Origin of the sequence: Pseudomonas sp. CK-NBRI-02, from assembly GCF_008124495.1 — a bacterium.
Lineage (GTDB): Bacteria > Pseudomonadota > Gammaproteobacteria > Pseudomonadales > Pseudomonadaceae > Aquipseudomonas > Aquipseudomonas guariconensis.
On sequence record NZ_VSJH01000026.1, the window covers coordinates 62,585 to 77,027 of the forward strand.

15 protein-coding genes are annotated in these 14,443 nt (G+C 65.3%); 10 read left to right on the plus strand and 5 right to left on the minus strand.

Annotated features, from left to right (window positions below; translation table 11 throughout):
* Positions 1–13 precede the first annotated feature (13 nt).
* Positions 14–307 (minus strand): hypothetical protein, encoded by a 294-nt coding sequence (locus tag DQ397_RS16485; RefSeq protein WP_043207888.1) that lies wholly within the window; start codon positions 305–307, stop codon positions 14–16.
* A gap of 77 nt (positions 308–384) precedes the next feature.
* On the opposite strand from DQ397_RS16485, the gene pbpC reads away from it, so the two are divergent.
* Positions 385–2,739 carry a peptidoglycan glycosyltransferase PbpC gene (gene pbpC / locus DQ397_RS16490; RefSeq protein WP_043207886.1) on the plus strand — a complete coding sequence of 785 codons (2,355 nt, stop codon included), beginning with the start codon at positions 385–387 and terminating at the stop codon, positions 2,737–2,739.
* Between the two features lie 112 nt (positions 2,740–2,851).
* Positions 2,852–4,519 (plus strand): ShlB/FhaC/HecB family hemolysin secretion/activation protein, encoded by a 1,668-nt coding sequence (locus DQ397_RS16495; protein ID WP_043207884.1) that lies wholly within the window; start codon positions 2,852–2,854, stop codon positions 4,517–4,519.
* A 92-nt stretch (positions 4,520–4,611) separates the two neighbouring features.
* Here DQ397_RS16495 and DQ397_RS16500 read toward each other — a convergent pair whose 3' ends face one another.
* Together DQ397_RS16500 and DQ397_RS16505 are read right to left on the minus strand one after the other, a co-directional pair.
* Positions 4,612–5,019: a response regulator gene (locus tag DQ397_RS16500; protein WP_043207882.1), complete on the minus strand. Its 408-nt coding sequence runs from the start codon at positions 5,017–5,019 to the stop codon at positions 4,612–4,614.
* 47 nt (positions 5,020–5,066) lie between these two features.
* On the minus strand, positions 5,067–5,309 hold the full coding sequence (locus tag DQ397_RS16505; RefSeq protein WP_043207880.1) for a Flp family type IVb pilin: 243 nt from the start codon (positions 5,307–5,309) through the stop codon (positions 5,067–5,069).
* 298 nt (positions 5,310–5,607) lie between these two features.
* On the opposite strand from DQ397_RS16505, the gene cpaB reads away from it, so the two are divergent.
* Genes cpaB through DQ397_RS16545 form a run of 8 tightly spaced genes read left to right on the plus strand, consistent with a single transcriptional unit; the run spans position 5,608 to position 12,984 of the window.
* A complete protein-coding gene (cpaB, locus tag DQ397_RS16510) occupies positions 5,608–6,543 on the plus strand; it encodes a Flp pilus assembly protein CpaB (protein ID WP_043207878.1) in 936 nt (311 codons plus the stop codon).
* Between the two features lie 18 nt (positions 6,544–6,561).
* Positions 6,562–7,806, plus strand: coding sequence for a type II and III secretion system protein family protein (locus DQ397_RS16515; RefSeq protein ID WP_043207876.1), 1,245 nt, complete (start codon positions 6,562–6,564; stop codon positions 7,804–7,806).
* Complete coding sequence (locus DQ397_RS16520) at positions 7,803–8,996, plus strand: pilus assembly protein (protein ID WP_043207875.1); 1,194 nt, start codon at positions 7,803–7,805, stop codon at positions 8,994–8,996. The genes DQ397_RS16515 and DQ397_RS16520 overlap by 4 nt, the downstream gene beginning before the upstream one ends.
* Positions 8,993–10,249 (plus strand): CpaF family protein, encoded by a 1,257-nt coding sequence (locus DQ397_RS16525; protein ID WP_043207873.1) that lies wholly within the window; start codon positions 8,993–8,995, stop codon positions 10,247–10,249. The genes DQ397_RS16520 and DQ397_RS16525 overlap by 4 nt, the downstream gene beginning before the upstream one ends.
* Positions 10,246–11,127, plus strand: coding sequence for a type II secretion system F family protein (locus tag DQ397_RS16530; protein ID WP_043207872.1), 882 nt, complete (start codon positions 10,246–10,248; stop codon positions 11,125–11,127). The genes DQ397_RS16525 and DQ397_RS16530 overlap by 4 nt, the downstream gene beginning before the upstream one ends.
* 2 nt (positions 11,128–11,129) lie before the next feature.
* Complete coding sequence (locus tag DQ397_RS16535; protein ID WP_043207870.1) at positions 11,130–12,017, plus strand: type II secretion system F family protein; 888 nt, start codon at positions 11,130–11,132, stop codon at positions 12,015–12,017.
* A gap of 15 nt (positions 12,018–12,032) precedes the next feature.
* Positions 12,033–12,704: a tetratricopeptide repeat protein gene (locus DQ397_RS16540; RefSeq protein WP_043207867.1), complete on the plus strand. Its 672-nt coding sequence runs from the start codon at positions 12,033–12,035 to the stop codon at positions 12,702–12,704.
* Positions 12,705–12,723: 19 nt separating this feature from the next.
* Positions 12,724–12,984, plus strand: coding sequence for a DUF3613 domain-containing protein (locus tag DQ397_RS16545; protein ID WP_043207865.1), 261 nt, complete (start codon positions 12,724–12,726; stop codon positions 12,982–12,984).
* A gap of 105 nt (positions 12,985–13,089) precedes the next feature.
* Here the strand turns inward: DQ397_RS16545 and DQ397_RS16550 are convergent, their stop codons facing one another.
* On the minus strand, positions 13,090–13,866 hold the full coding sequence (locus tag DQ397_RS16550) for a response regulator transcription factor (RefSeq protein ID WP_043207980.1): 777 nt from the start codon (positions 13,864–13,866) through the stop codon (positions 13,090–13,092).
* A gap of 105 nt (positions 13,867–13,971) precedes the next feature.
* Positions 13,972–14,442 carry a prepilin peptidase gene (locus tag DQ397_RS16555; protein WP_043207863.1) on the minus strand — a complete coding sequence of 157 codons (471 nt, stop codon included), beginning with the start codon at positions 14,440–14,442 and terminating at the stop codon, positions 13,972–13,974.
* Position 14,443 lies beyond the last annotated feature (1 nt).

Genomic DNA, 14,443 nt, shown 5'->3' on the forward strand with positions numbered 1-14,443 from the left:
GCAGTTTGCAGCTCTAATGAACGATCCAGCTCAACACCCACAGGCCCAGCAACGCCCAGATGATCCCGAGGATGATCGAGGCGCGCATGAAGGCGCGGACGGCCGAGTACAGCAGCATCAGGCCGACGATGAGCGCCAGGATGCTGACCAGCGAGGTGTCCATGCCCAGGTTGCGCGCCAAGCCGTCGATGAAACTGCTGCCGGCGTTGGCCAGCAGGTTGAACAACCCGCTAAGGCCGTCGACGATGAAACGGATCAACGAACCCAGTGCTTGGCCCAGCCACTCGAAAAAACCTTCTACATGCATAGTTGCTTCCTGATGAACGAATCGGCGCGGGTGCCGTTCCCTAGCCTTTGGCCATCACTTGGGCAGGTCGGTTCCCGATGCCAATGGTAGCGTGCCTGCGCACCCGCACCGCAAGGGTCGTGCGTGGTATCGGCATCGCCAGTGTGCTGGTCGTGGCGCTGTTGTGGCTGGCCGATCGCTTGTGGCCGTTGCCCATGCCGGGCGATGACCTGGCGCGGGTGGTGCTTGCCGAGGATGGCACGCCCCTGTGGCGTTTTGCCGATGCCGACGGAGTGTGGCGGTATCCGGTGAGCCCCGAGGAGGTCTCGCCGTTGTACCTGGAAGCGCTGCTGACCTACGAGGACCGTTGGTTCTATAGCCATCCCGGGGTCAACCCGCTGGCGCTGGCGCGTGCAGCCTGGCTGAACCTGCGTGGTGGCCGGGTGGTGTCGGGCGGCAGCACGCTGTCGATGCAGGTCGCACGCCTGCTCGACCCTCACGAACGCACCCTGTCGGGCAAGCTGCGTCAGCTGTGGCGTACGGCGCAGTTGGAGTGGCACCTGTCCAAGCGTGAGATCCTTCAGCTCTACCTCAACCGCGCCCCGTTCGGCGGCACCCTGCAAGGGGTGGCCGCCGCCAGCTGGGCTTACCTTGGCAAGTCGCCGATGCACCTCACGCCTGCCGAGGCAGCGCTGCTGGCGGTGCTGCCCCAGGCGCCCAGCCGGCTGCGCCCGGATCGCCACCCCGAGCGTGCCCAGCGGGCCCGCGACAAGGTGCTGGAGCGCTTGGCCGAGTACCAGGTATGGCCGGCGCAGCGGGTGAGCGAGGCGCAGGAAGAACCCTTGCTGCTGGCGCCTCGCCAGGAGCCGGCCCTGGCCCCCTTGCTGGCCCGGCGTCTGAACAGCGCCAACAGCCCACCGCTGATTCGCACTACCCTCGATGCGGCCTTGCAACGTCGCCTGGAGGACCTGCTGTTGGGCTGGCGTGCACGGCTGCCCGAGCGCACCTCAGCGGCGCTGCTGGTGGTGGAGGCGCAAACCATGGCCGTGCGCGCCTACCTCGGCTCCATCGACCTAGCCGATGAGCGCCGCTTCGGTCATGTCGACATGGTCCAGGCCTTGCGATCACCCGGCTCGACGCTCAAACCGTTCCTCTACGCCATGGCCATGGACGATGGGCTTATCCACTCAGAATCCTTGTTGCAGGACTTGCCACGTCGTTATGGCGACTACCGGCCTGGTAATTTCTCCATGGGCTTCACGGGCCCGGTTTCGGCCAGTTCCGCCCTGGCCCTGTCGCTGAACCTGCCGGCAGTGCAGTTGCTCGAGGCCTACGGGCCAAAGCGTTTCGCCGCGCAGATGCGCATGGGTGGCATGCCGCTGGTACTGCCGCCGCTCGCCGAACCGAACCTGTCGCTGATCCTCGGCGGAGCGGGCAGCCGTCTGGAGGACCTGGTGGGTGGCTACGCGGCCCTGGCCCGTGAAGGGAAGAGCGCGCGGGTACGCCTGCAACCTCAGGATCCGCTGGTCGAGCGGCAGCTGCTGTCGCCTGGTTCGGCCTGGATCGTCCGGCGTATCTTGAGCGGCCAGGCCCGGCCGGACCGTGATCTTCACGCTGAGCTGGTACAGCGCCCGCAGTTGGCCTGGAAGACCGGCACCAGCTACGGTTTTCGTGACGCCTGGTCGGTGGGCGTGGGGCCGCGCTACCTGATCGGTGTGTGGATCGGCCGACCCGACGGCACGCCGGTGCCGGGACAGTTCGGCTTGGCTTCGGCGGCGCCGCTGATGCTGCAAGTCCACGACCTGCTCAGCAACCGTGACAGCCAGCGGGGGATCAATGTGCCGGCCGAGCGGGTGCCGGAGAGCGTCGGTGTGGCCGCCATCTGTTGGCCATTGGGCCAGCCCATGAACCGCCTGGACCCCAACTGCCGTCGCCAGCGCTTCGCCTGGACATTGGACGGCACTACGCCGCCGACCCTGCAAGCGGCCGATCAGCCGCTGGGGCTTGGGTTGCGCGAGACGGTTTGGGTCAATGGGCGTGGTTTGCGCGTCGATGCCAGTTGCAGCGGCGCCAAGGCGCAGGAGGTGGCGTTGTGGCCGGCGCCGCTGGAGCCGTGGCTGCCCCGCATCGAGCGCCGCGCCGCGCGCCTGCCGGCGGTGGACCCTAGCTGTCCGCCCCAAGTGCCGGTGAGCGCGCCGCCGCTGTCGATCGTCGGTGTGCGCCCCGGCGACACCCTGCGACGCCCGGCAACCAGTCGCGAACCGCTGCAGGTGCCGGTTTCGGCCTTGGGCGGCAGCGGTCAGCGCTGGTGGTTCCTCAATGGACAGCCCTTGGGCGAGACCCGCGACCAGGACAGTCTGCTGGTGCGCTTCGAAAAGACCGGGCGCATCGAACTCAGCGCGCTGGACGAAAGTGGCGAGACCGCGCGGGTAGAGTTTCAGGTCAGCCAATAGCGACCACCGCGCCGCTCGCTTCGGCCGTTCGACGATCGTGAGGCCAGCACCTACGCTTGAACCACAGGGCGGTCCTGTTGCGCCCGGTCTTCGCGGGGTCATGGAGCGTCCTATGCGTCCTCTGGTCGTTACGCTGCTGATGGTGTCCGGGGCCTGTGTTTGCCATGCCGGGTCGCTGCCGAGCGTGCTCGACGGCAATGAGGTCGAACGACGCCTGCCCACCGCCAACCTGCCGATCGATACCTATCGTCCTCTTCCGGCGGGGGTGCGCATGCCGGCCGCGGAGAAAACAGCGCCTGCATGGCCGCTGAACACGTCTGTGGCAGTCCGAAAGGTGCGCTTCGAAGGCGGTACGGTGTACCTGCTGAGCGAATTGCGCGAGCACTACCAGCACGTGGTCGGCCATCAGGTGACCCTGGCTGAACTCATCGCAGTGACCGACCGCCTGACCGAGCGTTATCGGCGCGATGGTTACCTGCTATCGCGGGCCTACCTGCCGCCTCAGGACTTCGCTGATGGCCGTGTCCACGTGGTGTTGGAGGAGGGCTATATCGGCGAAACCCAGGTGCACGGGGAGATCGGGCCCGCGGTCGGCTACCTGGAGCAAATCCTCGACAAGCTCAAGGCCGAGCGGCCACTGACGCGAGAATCCTTCGAGCGCTATACCGGCCTGATCGGGCGCATGCCTGGTGTGAGCGTCGAGGCCGAACTGCAGCCCGCCGGGTGGCGCGATGGCGCCATGCGCCTGATCGTCCATGTCGGGCGCAAACCCTTTGGCGCCAGGTTGACCCTGGCCGAGGGTAGTCGCACGTCCGCGCAAGCGCTGATGGCGTTCGACAGCCAGGCCCAGGCCCGTTTCGCCGAGCAGTTGAGCGCCCGCGTCCTGCTGCCGCCTGGTGACGACGAGGCCCATTACTACCGACTCGACTACAGCCAATACCTGGACGCCGAGGGCAGCCGGCTGCTGCTTTCGGCGTCCCGCTTTCGCAGCGAGCCGCGCACCTTTGTGCCCTTGGATGACGGTGAGAACCTGCGCCAGCGTTGGGATAGCGAGCGCCTTGCCATCGGCGTCAGCCAAGCCCTGATCGTCAAACCCGACGAGTGGCTGGATGTGGTCGGGCAGTTCTACACCACGGCCGATCACGTCGACTGGCGCACGTCCGACCCAGCGCGCCAGGACGACAGTGACACCTATGCTCGGGCGGTGTCCTTCGAAGGGGACTGGCGCAAGGTCGAGTACGGTCGGTTGCGTAGAGTCAGTGCCGGCGTGCACCAAGGCCTGGATCTGTTCGGCGCTCGCAGTGACAGCGCCCGCGATGTGGATTTCTTGCGCCTGCGCCTGTCTGGTTTGCAGCGCGATGCGTTGGCGCGTGACTGGCAGGGTGTGGTGTCCGGCGCGGTGTACTGGAGCGGCAACGACCTGCCCGACAGCGAACGCCTGCTGTTCGGTGGCCAGCACTTCGGCCGCGGCTACCCGGCCGACCAGGCCTCGGGTGACAAGGGGTGGGGATTGGCCTACGAGCTGGACTACAGCGTCTACCGCGACGGCGCTTGGGTACGGTTGCTGCAGCCCTATCTGGCGCTCGATGCCGCCCGGGCGTGGTCGAACGGGCGCGACCTGGAGCGGGCACGACTGGCCTCGGCGGCGTTGGGAGTACGCATAGGGGATAGGCGCTTTTACAACCTGGCCGTGGAACTGGCCAAGCCCCTGGCGGATGTGGCGCAGGACAGCCTGGATCGCAGTCCGAGGATCATGGTGAATCTAAGTGTTTCCCTGTGAGGGTGAGTGGCGCTTAGCAGAGCGAGCCCTACCACTGCGTGGTCTCTTGGGCGCTGGCGAGGCCTGCGATGGGGCGCGAGCGTCCCCAGGGGTCAGCACACGACCTGCATCCGCGGCTTGGGGAACAAATTCTCCAGCGTCTCCAGCAGGCGTGCGTGATAGATGGGCTTGCGGAACAGGTCCAGTACCTGAAGGCGCAGCAGGTCGCTGATGTCTTCCATGTCGGCGTGACCGGACATGACGATCACCGGCAGATGCTGGCGGGCCGTGTGGTCGCGCAGGCGTTTGATCAGGCCGATGCCGCTTTCCTCGGGCATGCGCAGGTCGGTGATGACCAGGGCCACGTCCGGGTGGCGGGTGAGCTGGAGCAGGGCGCCTTTGACCGAGGTGGCGGTCAGGCAGATGAAACCTTCGTTCTCCAGCAGTTCGGCGAGTTCGAGCAGGGCCTCTTCCTCGTCGTCTACCAGGAGGATCTGTTGACGCAAGGAAGAGAGTGACATGGTCGGCTCCTGTCGAATGGGGTCCAAAGCTTCCAGTTTGCTGGCCCTTAACCGCCGGTTCCAGTCCCCGTGCCAGTCCCCGTGCCAGTCCCGGTCCCGGTACCACTCTCCGCTGTGATAGCTGTCTGGATCTTATTCATGACCGAGGTGATGTTCTTGGACACGCCCGGGACGAACCCCGCCAGCACGACCGCCACCATGGCTGCGATCACCGCGTATTCGATACCGGAGGCGCCGTCCTTGCGCGTGATGAACTCTTTGCAGTGGAGAAGGATGCGTTTGAGCGACATGGTGCAACTCCTCGCGCGTTCGAGCGCTGATGGCGGGGGAATCGCCTGTGTGATACCCCTTTGCCATCACAGAATTTGCCAACCTGTCGAAAGCCGCAAATGTAAGAACGGATTAATCCAAAAGTATTGGTTTTGAATAGCCGCGCTAAGTTTCTGTTTTGCCGAGGTGTCAATTTAGTGGCATCAAAAAGCACCTGTTTCTCATGGCAATTTGTGGCATTTGGACTACGTTGCAATAGCGAAATAGTTTCTTTTTGCCATCAGCTAAATGCGCAAACGGCGTAAGGGGATAGCGGATATGAGTAGTCGCTTGACCATGATGCTCGCCGGTTTTTTCCTGGTCGCCGCGTTGGTGGCTGGGTACTGGGGGCTGGTTCTTAGTCGCCCCTCGGTGCCCGTCGAGCAACCGGCCCCGGTGATGGCTCCCGTGGCTGCGCCTGCCGCGCCGACCCCGGCCAAGGCAGAGGAGCCTGTGCGCTCACAGATTGTCGTGCTGCGCCGCGACGTTGCTGCCAATACCCCCTTGACCCCAGACGATCTGTTGCTCGAGCGCCTGCAGGTAGTGCCGGCAGGGGCATTCCAGCGAATCGAGCAGGTTGTCGGGCGTAGCAGCATGCGCCCTTTGGCGGCAGGCAGCTGGCTTGCCGAAGACAGTTTCCAGGCAGGTGGTCCGCTGGCGCGGATGATCCGCCCACACGAGCGGGCCGTGGCCGTGGCGGTGGACGATGTGATCGGTGCCGCCGGGCAGCTTCGTCCGGGCGATTACGTGGATGTGCTGTTGTTTCTGCGAGAGGAAAACAACAATCCCCAGTCTTCCGCGCAGGTGGTGTTGCCTGCACTGCGCGTGCTCAGCGTCGGCGAGCAGATGGGCTTGGCCAATGATGGCCGGCCGGCACAGACCCAGGAGGAGCAGAAGGCCCGTCGCGATCAACCGGGTAGCACGACCCGCACCGTGGCACTGGCCGTGCCTGAAGCGCTGGCCAGCCGACTGATGCTGGCGGCCCAGACAGGGACCTTGCGTCTGGCGGTGCGCAGCGCCGACGAACAACGCCTGGCCCGTTACTGGGCCGGCACCGAAGCCAGTGCCCAGGTGGAAAACGCCAACCGTGACCTCTATCGTTTCAGTCAGCTGTCGCAGGTGCCGATTGCCAAGACGGTGGCGCCTGGCAGCGGCATCTCGGGCATGCAGATCATCCGTGGCGCCCAGGCTGCCGATACCTCAAAGACTCCGTGACCTAGCAAGGACGCCGCCATGCGTAGTATCGAGCGGATACTCAGACAGTTGTGCCCTGCCCTGACGATGGTGACGTTGCTGCCGATGGCCCAGGCGGCCGACAAAGGCTGCGCTGCATTCAGCCAACTGCCGTCGGTGATCGAGATGGACCAAGGCCTGCAACAGGAGCTGCGCCTGCCGGTGGCCATCAGCCGGGTGGCGGTGGGCGAGCCCAAGGTCGCCGATGTCCAGGCCAGCGGCGAGCGCGCCGTGTTGCTGACGGCGGTCGGGGCAGGCAATACCAGCCTGATGCTGTGGACCGCCTGTGCACCGGCCCCCCACCGGGCCATGCTGTTCGTCAAAGGCCGGGCCAGCGCGGACATGGCCGAAGACACGATGCTGCCTTCCCAGGACCCTCAATTGCCCAGCCAAGTGCAGGCCGATATCCGCTTCGTCGAAGTGCAGCGCAACAAATACAAGGAAGCCGGGGCGCGGCTGTTCTTCAAAGGATCGAACAACAGCCTGATCGGCTCACCGGGTACTGTGCCAGGGACCCGCGTCACACCTGGCGCTGTGCCGATCGCCCGGCCGTTGATTCCGCTCGACGACAACGTGTTCAACATTGTCTGGGGCGGTGGCAGCAGCCGCTTTCTGGCGGCGATCAATGCGCTGGAAACCAGCGGCTTCGCCTACACCCTGGCCCGTCCGAGCCTGACCGTGCTTAGTGGCATGACCGCCAGTTTTCTCGCGGGCGGCGAAATCCCTATCCCGGTGCCGAGCACCGGCAGCGACAGCGTGTCGATCGAATACAAAGAGTTTGGCGTGCGCCTGGCCCTGACGCCGACCGTGGTCAGCCGCGACCGTATTAACCTGAAGGTCGCGCCGGAAGTCAGCGAGCTGGATTACACCAACGCGGTGAATATCGCCGGCACCCAGGTGCCGGGGCTTAAAGTCCGGCGTACCGACACCAGCATTTCGCTGGCCGATGGGGAAAGCTTCATCATCAGTGGCCTGGTCAGCAGCAGCACCCGCTCGGGTGTGGACAAGTTCCCGGGCCTTGGCAACCTGCCCATTCTCGGTGCGTTCTTCCGTCAGTCGACGGTCAATCGCGAAGACACCGAGCTACTGATGATCGTCACGCCTCACCTGGTCCAGCCGCTGGCCGCCAATGCCCGTTTGCCGGAACTGCCGGGCGAGCGTCTGCGCACCTACGACCCCAGCTGGGGGCAGCTGTTTTTCCTGGAAAACGGCAATTTCGAAGGCCGTAGCGGGTTATCACGATGAGCGAGAGCCTGAACCAGACCTACCTGGCCATCACCCGCAACGAGGAGGACCTGCGCTGGCTGCAGGGCGCGCTCGCCCCGCTCGGCCAAGTGATCGGTGCCAGTGGCGGTAGCCTCGACGAGTTGCTGGCTTTGGTCGACGTGACCTTCAGCAACCTGCTGTTCATTGGCCTGGACCGCGAGCAGTTGATCAATCAGTGCGCGCTGATCGAGGGTGTGCTGGAAGCCAAGCCGATGTTGGCCATCGTGGCCTTGGGCGATGGCATGGACAACCAACTGGTCCTGCACGCCATGCGCGCCGGTGCCCGTGACTTCGTCGCCTACGGCTCGCGCGCCAGCGAAGTGGCAGGTTTGGTGCGGCGCCTGAGCAAGCGGCTGCCGGCGGTCACCAGCAACCCAAGCCTGGGCGGGCTGACGGTGCTCTACGGGGCCCAGGCCGCAGCCGATGGCGCATTGCTGACCACCCACCTGGCGCGGGTGGTGCAGGAGAGCGGCCAGCAAGCCTTGCTGCTCGACCTTGGCCTGCCGCGGGGGGACAGCCTGACTTTGCTCGGGTTGGAGGCATCGTTCTATTTCGGCGACGCCCTGCGCCATTTGCGTCGGCTCGATGGCACCCTCATCGACAGCGCCTTCCCGCGTGACAAGGGCGGTTTGCGCATCCTGGCCTACGCCGACAGCGACGATCCGCTGCAACAGACCAGCGCGGCCGAGCTGTACATGTTGCTCAGTGCCCTGCGCCAGCACTTCCAGCACATCGTGGTCAACCTCACCGGCCAGGCCGACAACGATGCCTTGCGCACCATCGTCAGCCATTGCGACAAGCTGATCGTCTATACCGACCAGAACATCCTCGACTGCCGGCGCAACCTGGAGGTGCTGGAGCAGTGGCGCGACCGGGGCATCAAGCTCGACCATGCCGTGCTGCTGGTGGACCGCTACCTGCGCAACGTGGCGCCGGATGCCGATGCTTTGGCCAAGCGCTATGGCCTGACCTTGCTCAAGGCGTTGCCCTACAGCCCTGAGGTGCGCCTGAATGCCAAGAACCAGGGGCTGAGTCTGTTCGAGCTGGCCCCCCGGGAGAGCCTGACCCAGGCCTTGCATTACCTCGGCGAGCGATTGGCGCGGCGCTCGGAGCACCTGGCCAAGCCCACCCCCACTACCTGGCTGCGCCGCCTGTGGAGCCATAAATGAGTGCCGACGAACCCTTTGGCGGCCCGCGCCACGCGGGGGCCGACCCGCAGGCACTCAAGCGTGCCCTGCACCGCTTCGTCATCGATGCCATCGAAGACAGCGGCCGCAACCTGCTCGAAGGCGCGCGGCCTGCCCTCACCCAGTTCGTCGTGGAGCAGGTCGGCGACTACGTGGCACGCCTGCACCTGGCGCTGTCGCGCTACGAGACCGAGCGCCTGGCCGAGGAGCTGGTCGATGAGCTGACCGGTTATGGCCCGCTGGAGGTGCTGCTGCGCGATGCCAGTGTCACGGAGATCCTGGTCAACGGCCCGCACCGGGTTTTCGTCGAGCGGGCCGGGATGCTCCAGCGCACCGACCTGCGCTTCATCGACGCCCATCACGTGGAGCGAGTGATGCAGCGCATTCTCGCGCCGCTCGGGCGTCGCCTGGATGAATCCTCGCCGATGGTCGACGCCCGCCTGCCCGATGGCAGCCGTGTCAATGCGATCATCCCGCCGGTGGCGCTGGACGGGCCTTGCCTGTCGATCCGCAAGTTCCGCCAGGACATGCTCAAGAGTGCCGACCTGCTGGCCACCCGTGCCATCGACCAGGCCATCTTCGACTTCTTCGAGCGGGCCGTGGCTCGGCGCTGCAATATCCTGGTCAGCGGCGGCACGGGCACGGGCAAGACCACCTTGCTCAACATCCTCAGCCAGATGATCTCTCCCCATGAGCGCCTGGTGACCATCGAAGACGTGGCGGAGTTGCAGCTGCACCACCCGCACGTGGTGCGCCTGGAAACCCGGCCACCGAACGCCGAAGGGCATGGCGAGATCAAGGCCAGCGAGCTGATCCGCAACGCCTTGCGGATGCGCCCGGACCGCATCCTGCTCGGCGAGATCCGCGGAGCCGAAGTGCTCGACGTGCTCACCGCGATGAACACCGGGCACGATGGCTCGATGAGCACGGTGCACGCCAACACCGCGCAGGATGCCTTGCTGCGCCTGGAGACCCTGGTGGGGCTGACGGGGCGCCAGGTGGCCGAGAAGACGCTGCGCCAGATGGTGTGCGCGGCGCTCGATGTGGTGATTCAGCTGACCCGCCTGGCCGATGGCCGGCGTTGCGTCAGCGAGGTGCTGGAGGTGGTCGGGGTGCGTGACGACGTGTATGTCACCAATACCTTGTTCCGCCTCGACCGGCGCGGCGGCGAGGGCTTCTTGCGCGATGCCCCCAACCCGGCGGGCGCCAAGCTGCGCCAGGACGGGGTGATGTGATGGGCCCGCTGCTGCTGGCACTGGCGCCTTTGTTGCTGGGCGTGGCCTTGCTGCTGTTTCGCCGAGGTCAGTACAAACGCCGCGAGGAGCGCATCCTGCAGCGCTTGGGACGTGCCTACCAGAGCGTGCGAACCGCCACGGTGCGGCGTGACTGGCTCGACCCGTTGTTGCAGCGTGCGGGGCTGGCCCAGGGCGAGTTCAGCCTGCGCCCTTGGTTGACAGGCTGGCTGGGCCTGGTCGCGTTGGCCTTGCTGTTGGCCGGCTGGGTCGCGGCCGTGCTGGTGCTGACCGCGCTGCCACTGCTGGCCTACCTGTACCTGAGCTGGCGCTGTCGCCGCCGTCTGGCGCTGATCGTCGAACAACTGCCTGGGCTGCTGGACTACAGCGTGCGCAGCCTCAAGGCCGGCCGCACGCTCAGCGATGCGGTGCTCGGTGGGATCGAAGGCACGCGCGAGCCGTTGCGTTCGGCCATGGGCCGTGTGCAGCGCAACGTGCGCATGGGTGTGCCTCTGGAGGAGGCCGTGCATGAGCTGGCTGAACTGTACGAGCAGGACGAGCTGCGGCTGTTCGCCTTGGGGCTGCGCATCAATCAGCACTATGGCGGCAACGCCAGCGAGCTGATGGAGAACCTGATCAAGCTGATCCGCGAACGTGAGCAAGGGGCTCGCCAGCTCAGGGCCATGACCGGTGAGACACGGATCACCGCCTGGATTCTCGGCGCTTTGCCGCTGACCATGGTTGGCTACTTCTTGCTGGGTAACCCCGGCTACCTGATGGCCATGTGGCGCGACAGCCAGGGGCAGATGATGTTGCTGTTCGCCTTCGCCCTGCAGGCGGTGGGGTGTCTGATGCTGTGGCGCATGATGAGGAGCTTGTGATCATGGCCTGGCTGATCTGTGCCCTTTGCCTGTTCGCAGGCTTTGTCCTGTTGAGCTTGCAGGCGCTGCGCCAGGTCCGCGCCCGACAGATGATCGCACGGCGTTTGCAAGGCCAGCTGGCCCGTGAGGAGCGGCTGGGAGACTGGCTGCATTGGCTGGGCAACTCGGCCTTGGGCCGACGTCTGCAGACCCTGGACAGCGAAACCCAGACCCTGCTGGAGCGAGTGGGTTGGCGTCGTAGCCGTCACCGGGCGTTGTTCGCGGCCGTGCAACTGGGGCTGCCGGTGTTGGCGGCGGGCCTGACGCTGTTGCTACAGCAGGGCCTGGTGTCGGGCGGCTTTGGCCATGGGTTGGTGTTGCCCCTGTGTGCCCTGGGGGTGGGCTACCTGCTGCCCAAGCGCCTGCTGGCGATGGCCGCATTGCGCCGCCAGCAGCGCATCGCCCAGGAGGTGAGCCTGGTGATCCCGCTGCTGCGCATTTTGTTCGAGAGCGGCTTGGCGGTCGAACAGGCCCTGCGGGTGCTGAGCCACGAGAGCCGCACGTTGGTGCCGCATGTGAGTGAAGAGCTGCGGCTGGTCCTGCAACGCGTGGACTCCGGGCTTGCGTTGGGGCCGGAGTTGGAAAAGACCGCACGCCTGCTGGCGGTGGACGAATTCATCGACACCTGCGTGATCCTGCGCCAGTTGCTAGTGCAGGGCAGCGGTGCGATGAAGTCGCTGCTGGGCCTTAAGACCTTGCTCGATGATCGGCGCCTGACGCGTCTGCAGGAGCGGGTCTCGAAGATGTCGGCAAAGATGTCGGCGGTGATGATGATGTTCTTGTTCCCGGCCTTGATCATCGTCCTGGCCGGACCGGGTTTCACCGCACTGACGCGGGCCCTGGCGTTCTGAGGAAGGAAGAGTCGGATGAAAGCGATCCTGTTGTTCACCGGTCTGTTGTTGCTGGCAGGCTGTGCGGGCCAGCCACCCGAGGGGTTTGCCAGGTTGCTGGGCACCTCGTCCTGCGGCAAGCCCACCGCCGACCAGCAACTGGCACTGAACCTGGCGGACGAGATGCTCAACGACGGGCGCCCGCACGCCAGCTATGCGCACCTGCAGCAACTGCCGGACGACCTCGATCAGGTGCGCTTGCGCAAAGCCAAGGTGCTGCGCCTGCTTGGGCGCAGCGAAGCCGAACCGCTTTACCGCAGCCTGCTCGGCGGCTGCCTGGCGGCCGAAGCCGAGCATGGCCTGGGCCAGCTTGCCTCGGCGCGGGGGGACGATGTACAGGCGCTGCGCAACTTGCAGCGGGCGGTGCGTCTGGCGCCAACCGACGAGAAGGTGCGCAATGACCTGGGAGTGGTGCTGATGAACCTGGGCGATCATGAACAGGCGCGCTTCGAGTTCCTGACCGCCATCGAGCTCAAGGACGACAACCCGCTGCCGGCAGTCAACCTGGTGACCCTGTCGCTGGTCGAGGACAATTGGCAGCAGGCCGCCGACCTGGTGACCCGGCTAGGGCTCAAGCCGGAGCAGTTCGCCGAGGCCCAGGCGCGGGCCAAGCAGTTGAAGGAGACCGGGCGTGGCTCGGTGGGTTGAAGACAAAGGAGGCGTTGCCATGTTCAAGCCAATGATGGTTGTGCTCTGCCTTTCCTGCCCACTGCTCGCTCAGGCCGAGGACCCGCCTCGCCGGCCGCCGCCGGACACTGGCGCCGAAGCCTGGTTGCGGGTGCAGGCGAGCAACCAGCAGGCCTCGCCGAAACCCCAGAGGCAGAGCGCGAAGGAGCGGGAGTTGTCCCTACAGCGCTGGCTGGACAGCTACAAGTATCCGATCCCCGATGTCTTCCGCTATCAGTCGATGAGTACCACCGGTAACTGACGCAGCCAACGTCTGCCGGTCCTGCGCAGGCCATGAGCGCGGCACGCTACCTGTGGGAACGGGCATCGGCGAGCGAGCCGGCAACAGGCTACAAGCCTGTGCCGTTCAGTGGGTGGAGAAGCGCTGGCTCAGCGGCGAAGCGCCTGGCATCAGCGCCAAGGCCAGTTGGGTGCGGTTGTGCATGTGGGTCAGACGCAGCACCTGCGACACGTAGAGCTTGACGGTGTTCTCGGTAATCCCGAGCTCACAGGCGATCTGGTAGTTGGTCTTGCCCTTGCCCACGAGCCTGGCCACTTCCAGCTGACGCGGCGAGAGCTTGTCGAAGACCGGGGGCAGCTCGGCCTCGGGCTCTTCGAGGTCCGTGGCGCGGCGATGCATGCCTTGGCCGCGGGCTTTCTCCAGGTCTTGGTAAAGGATATCGATGGACTCGGCCAGCTCCTGCAAGCGTTGGTTCAGGTGCCCCAGTTCATGGATGTTGCGTTGGCGTTCGAGCAGCGCTTGCTCCTGGCGTCGCACGCCTTCGAGCAGCTCCTGCAGGTCGACGGGCTTCTGGTAGTAATCGGCGAACCCTTCCCGCAGGGCGCGGATGATGTCCTGCTTCTCGGCTTGTCCGGTCAGCATGATCGCTTCGAACACGCGCTGGCGACCGGTGAGTTTCTTGAGCGCATGGACCATCTCGATGCCATCGATCTGGGGGAGGTGTAGATCGCACAGGACCAAGCCGATCTGCTCGTCGGCCTGGTAGCGCTCAATGCCTTGCATGGCGCTGTTGGCCGGGGTGCAGGCGTAGCCGTGAAGTTCGAGATATTCACACAGCTGTTCGACCACCTCTGGCTGGTCATCGACGACCAGAATCTTCACCGTGCTGGGCTGTTTGTTCACGATCAACTCCCTGTTCGTTCTGGGCCCTTGTTCCTGCGCATGAACGCTAAAGACGGTAGCTGGTGTTGGTGGTTTTGTACAAGGTTTGTATAGTTTTTGGTGTCGTTACTGAATCCATACGGCTGTCAGCAGAAAACCCACCAGCACATAGGGCGCGAAGGGTTGTTTGTCGCCGACTTCCTCGGCCAGTTTCTGCAGGCGCTTTTTCACCTTGGGATTGAGCAGGATCCACAGCCTGCGGCGGCCAAGCAGCCAGGCCAGCACGGTGATGCCGGCGCCGATGAAAGTGCCAAGCACGTACGGGGGGCTGGTGGCCAGGGCCAGGGCGCCCATCAGCTTGACGTCGCCAGCGCCGAAGCGGCCAAGCATGTAGCCGGGGAGGGTGAGCAGCATGACGATGGCCAGTGCCCAACCGGCATCGCTGGGTTCGGCGCCGATCCAGCTGCGCCCGGTGGCGAACAACCAGACCAAGGCACAAGCCGCAACGCCCAGGGTCAGAGCGTTGGAGAGCTGCCGTTCGCGGATATCTTGTTCGGTGCACAAGGCAAGCCACATCAGGAGAACAATGCTTTGCATT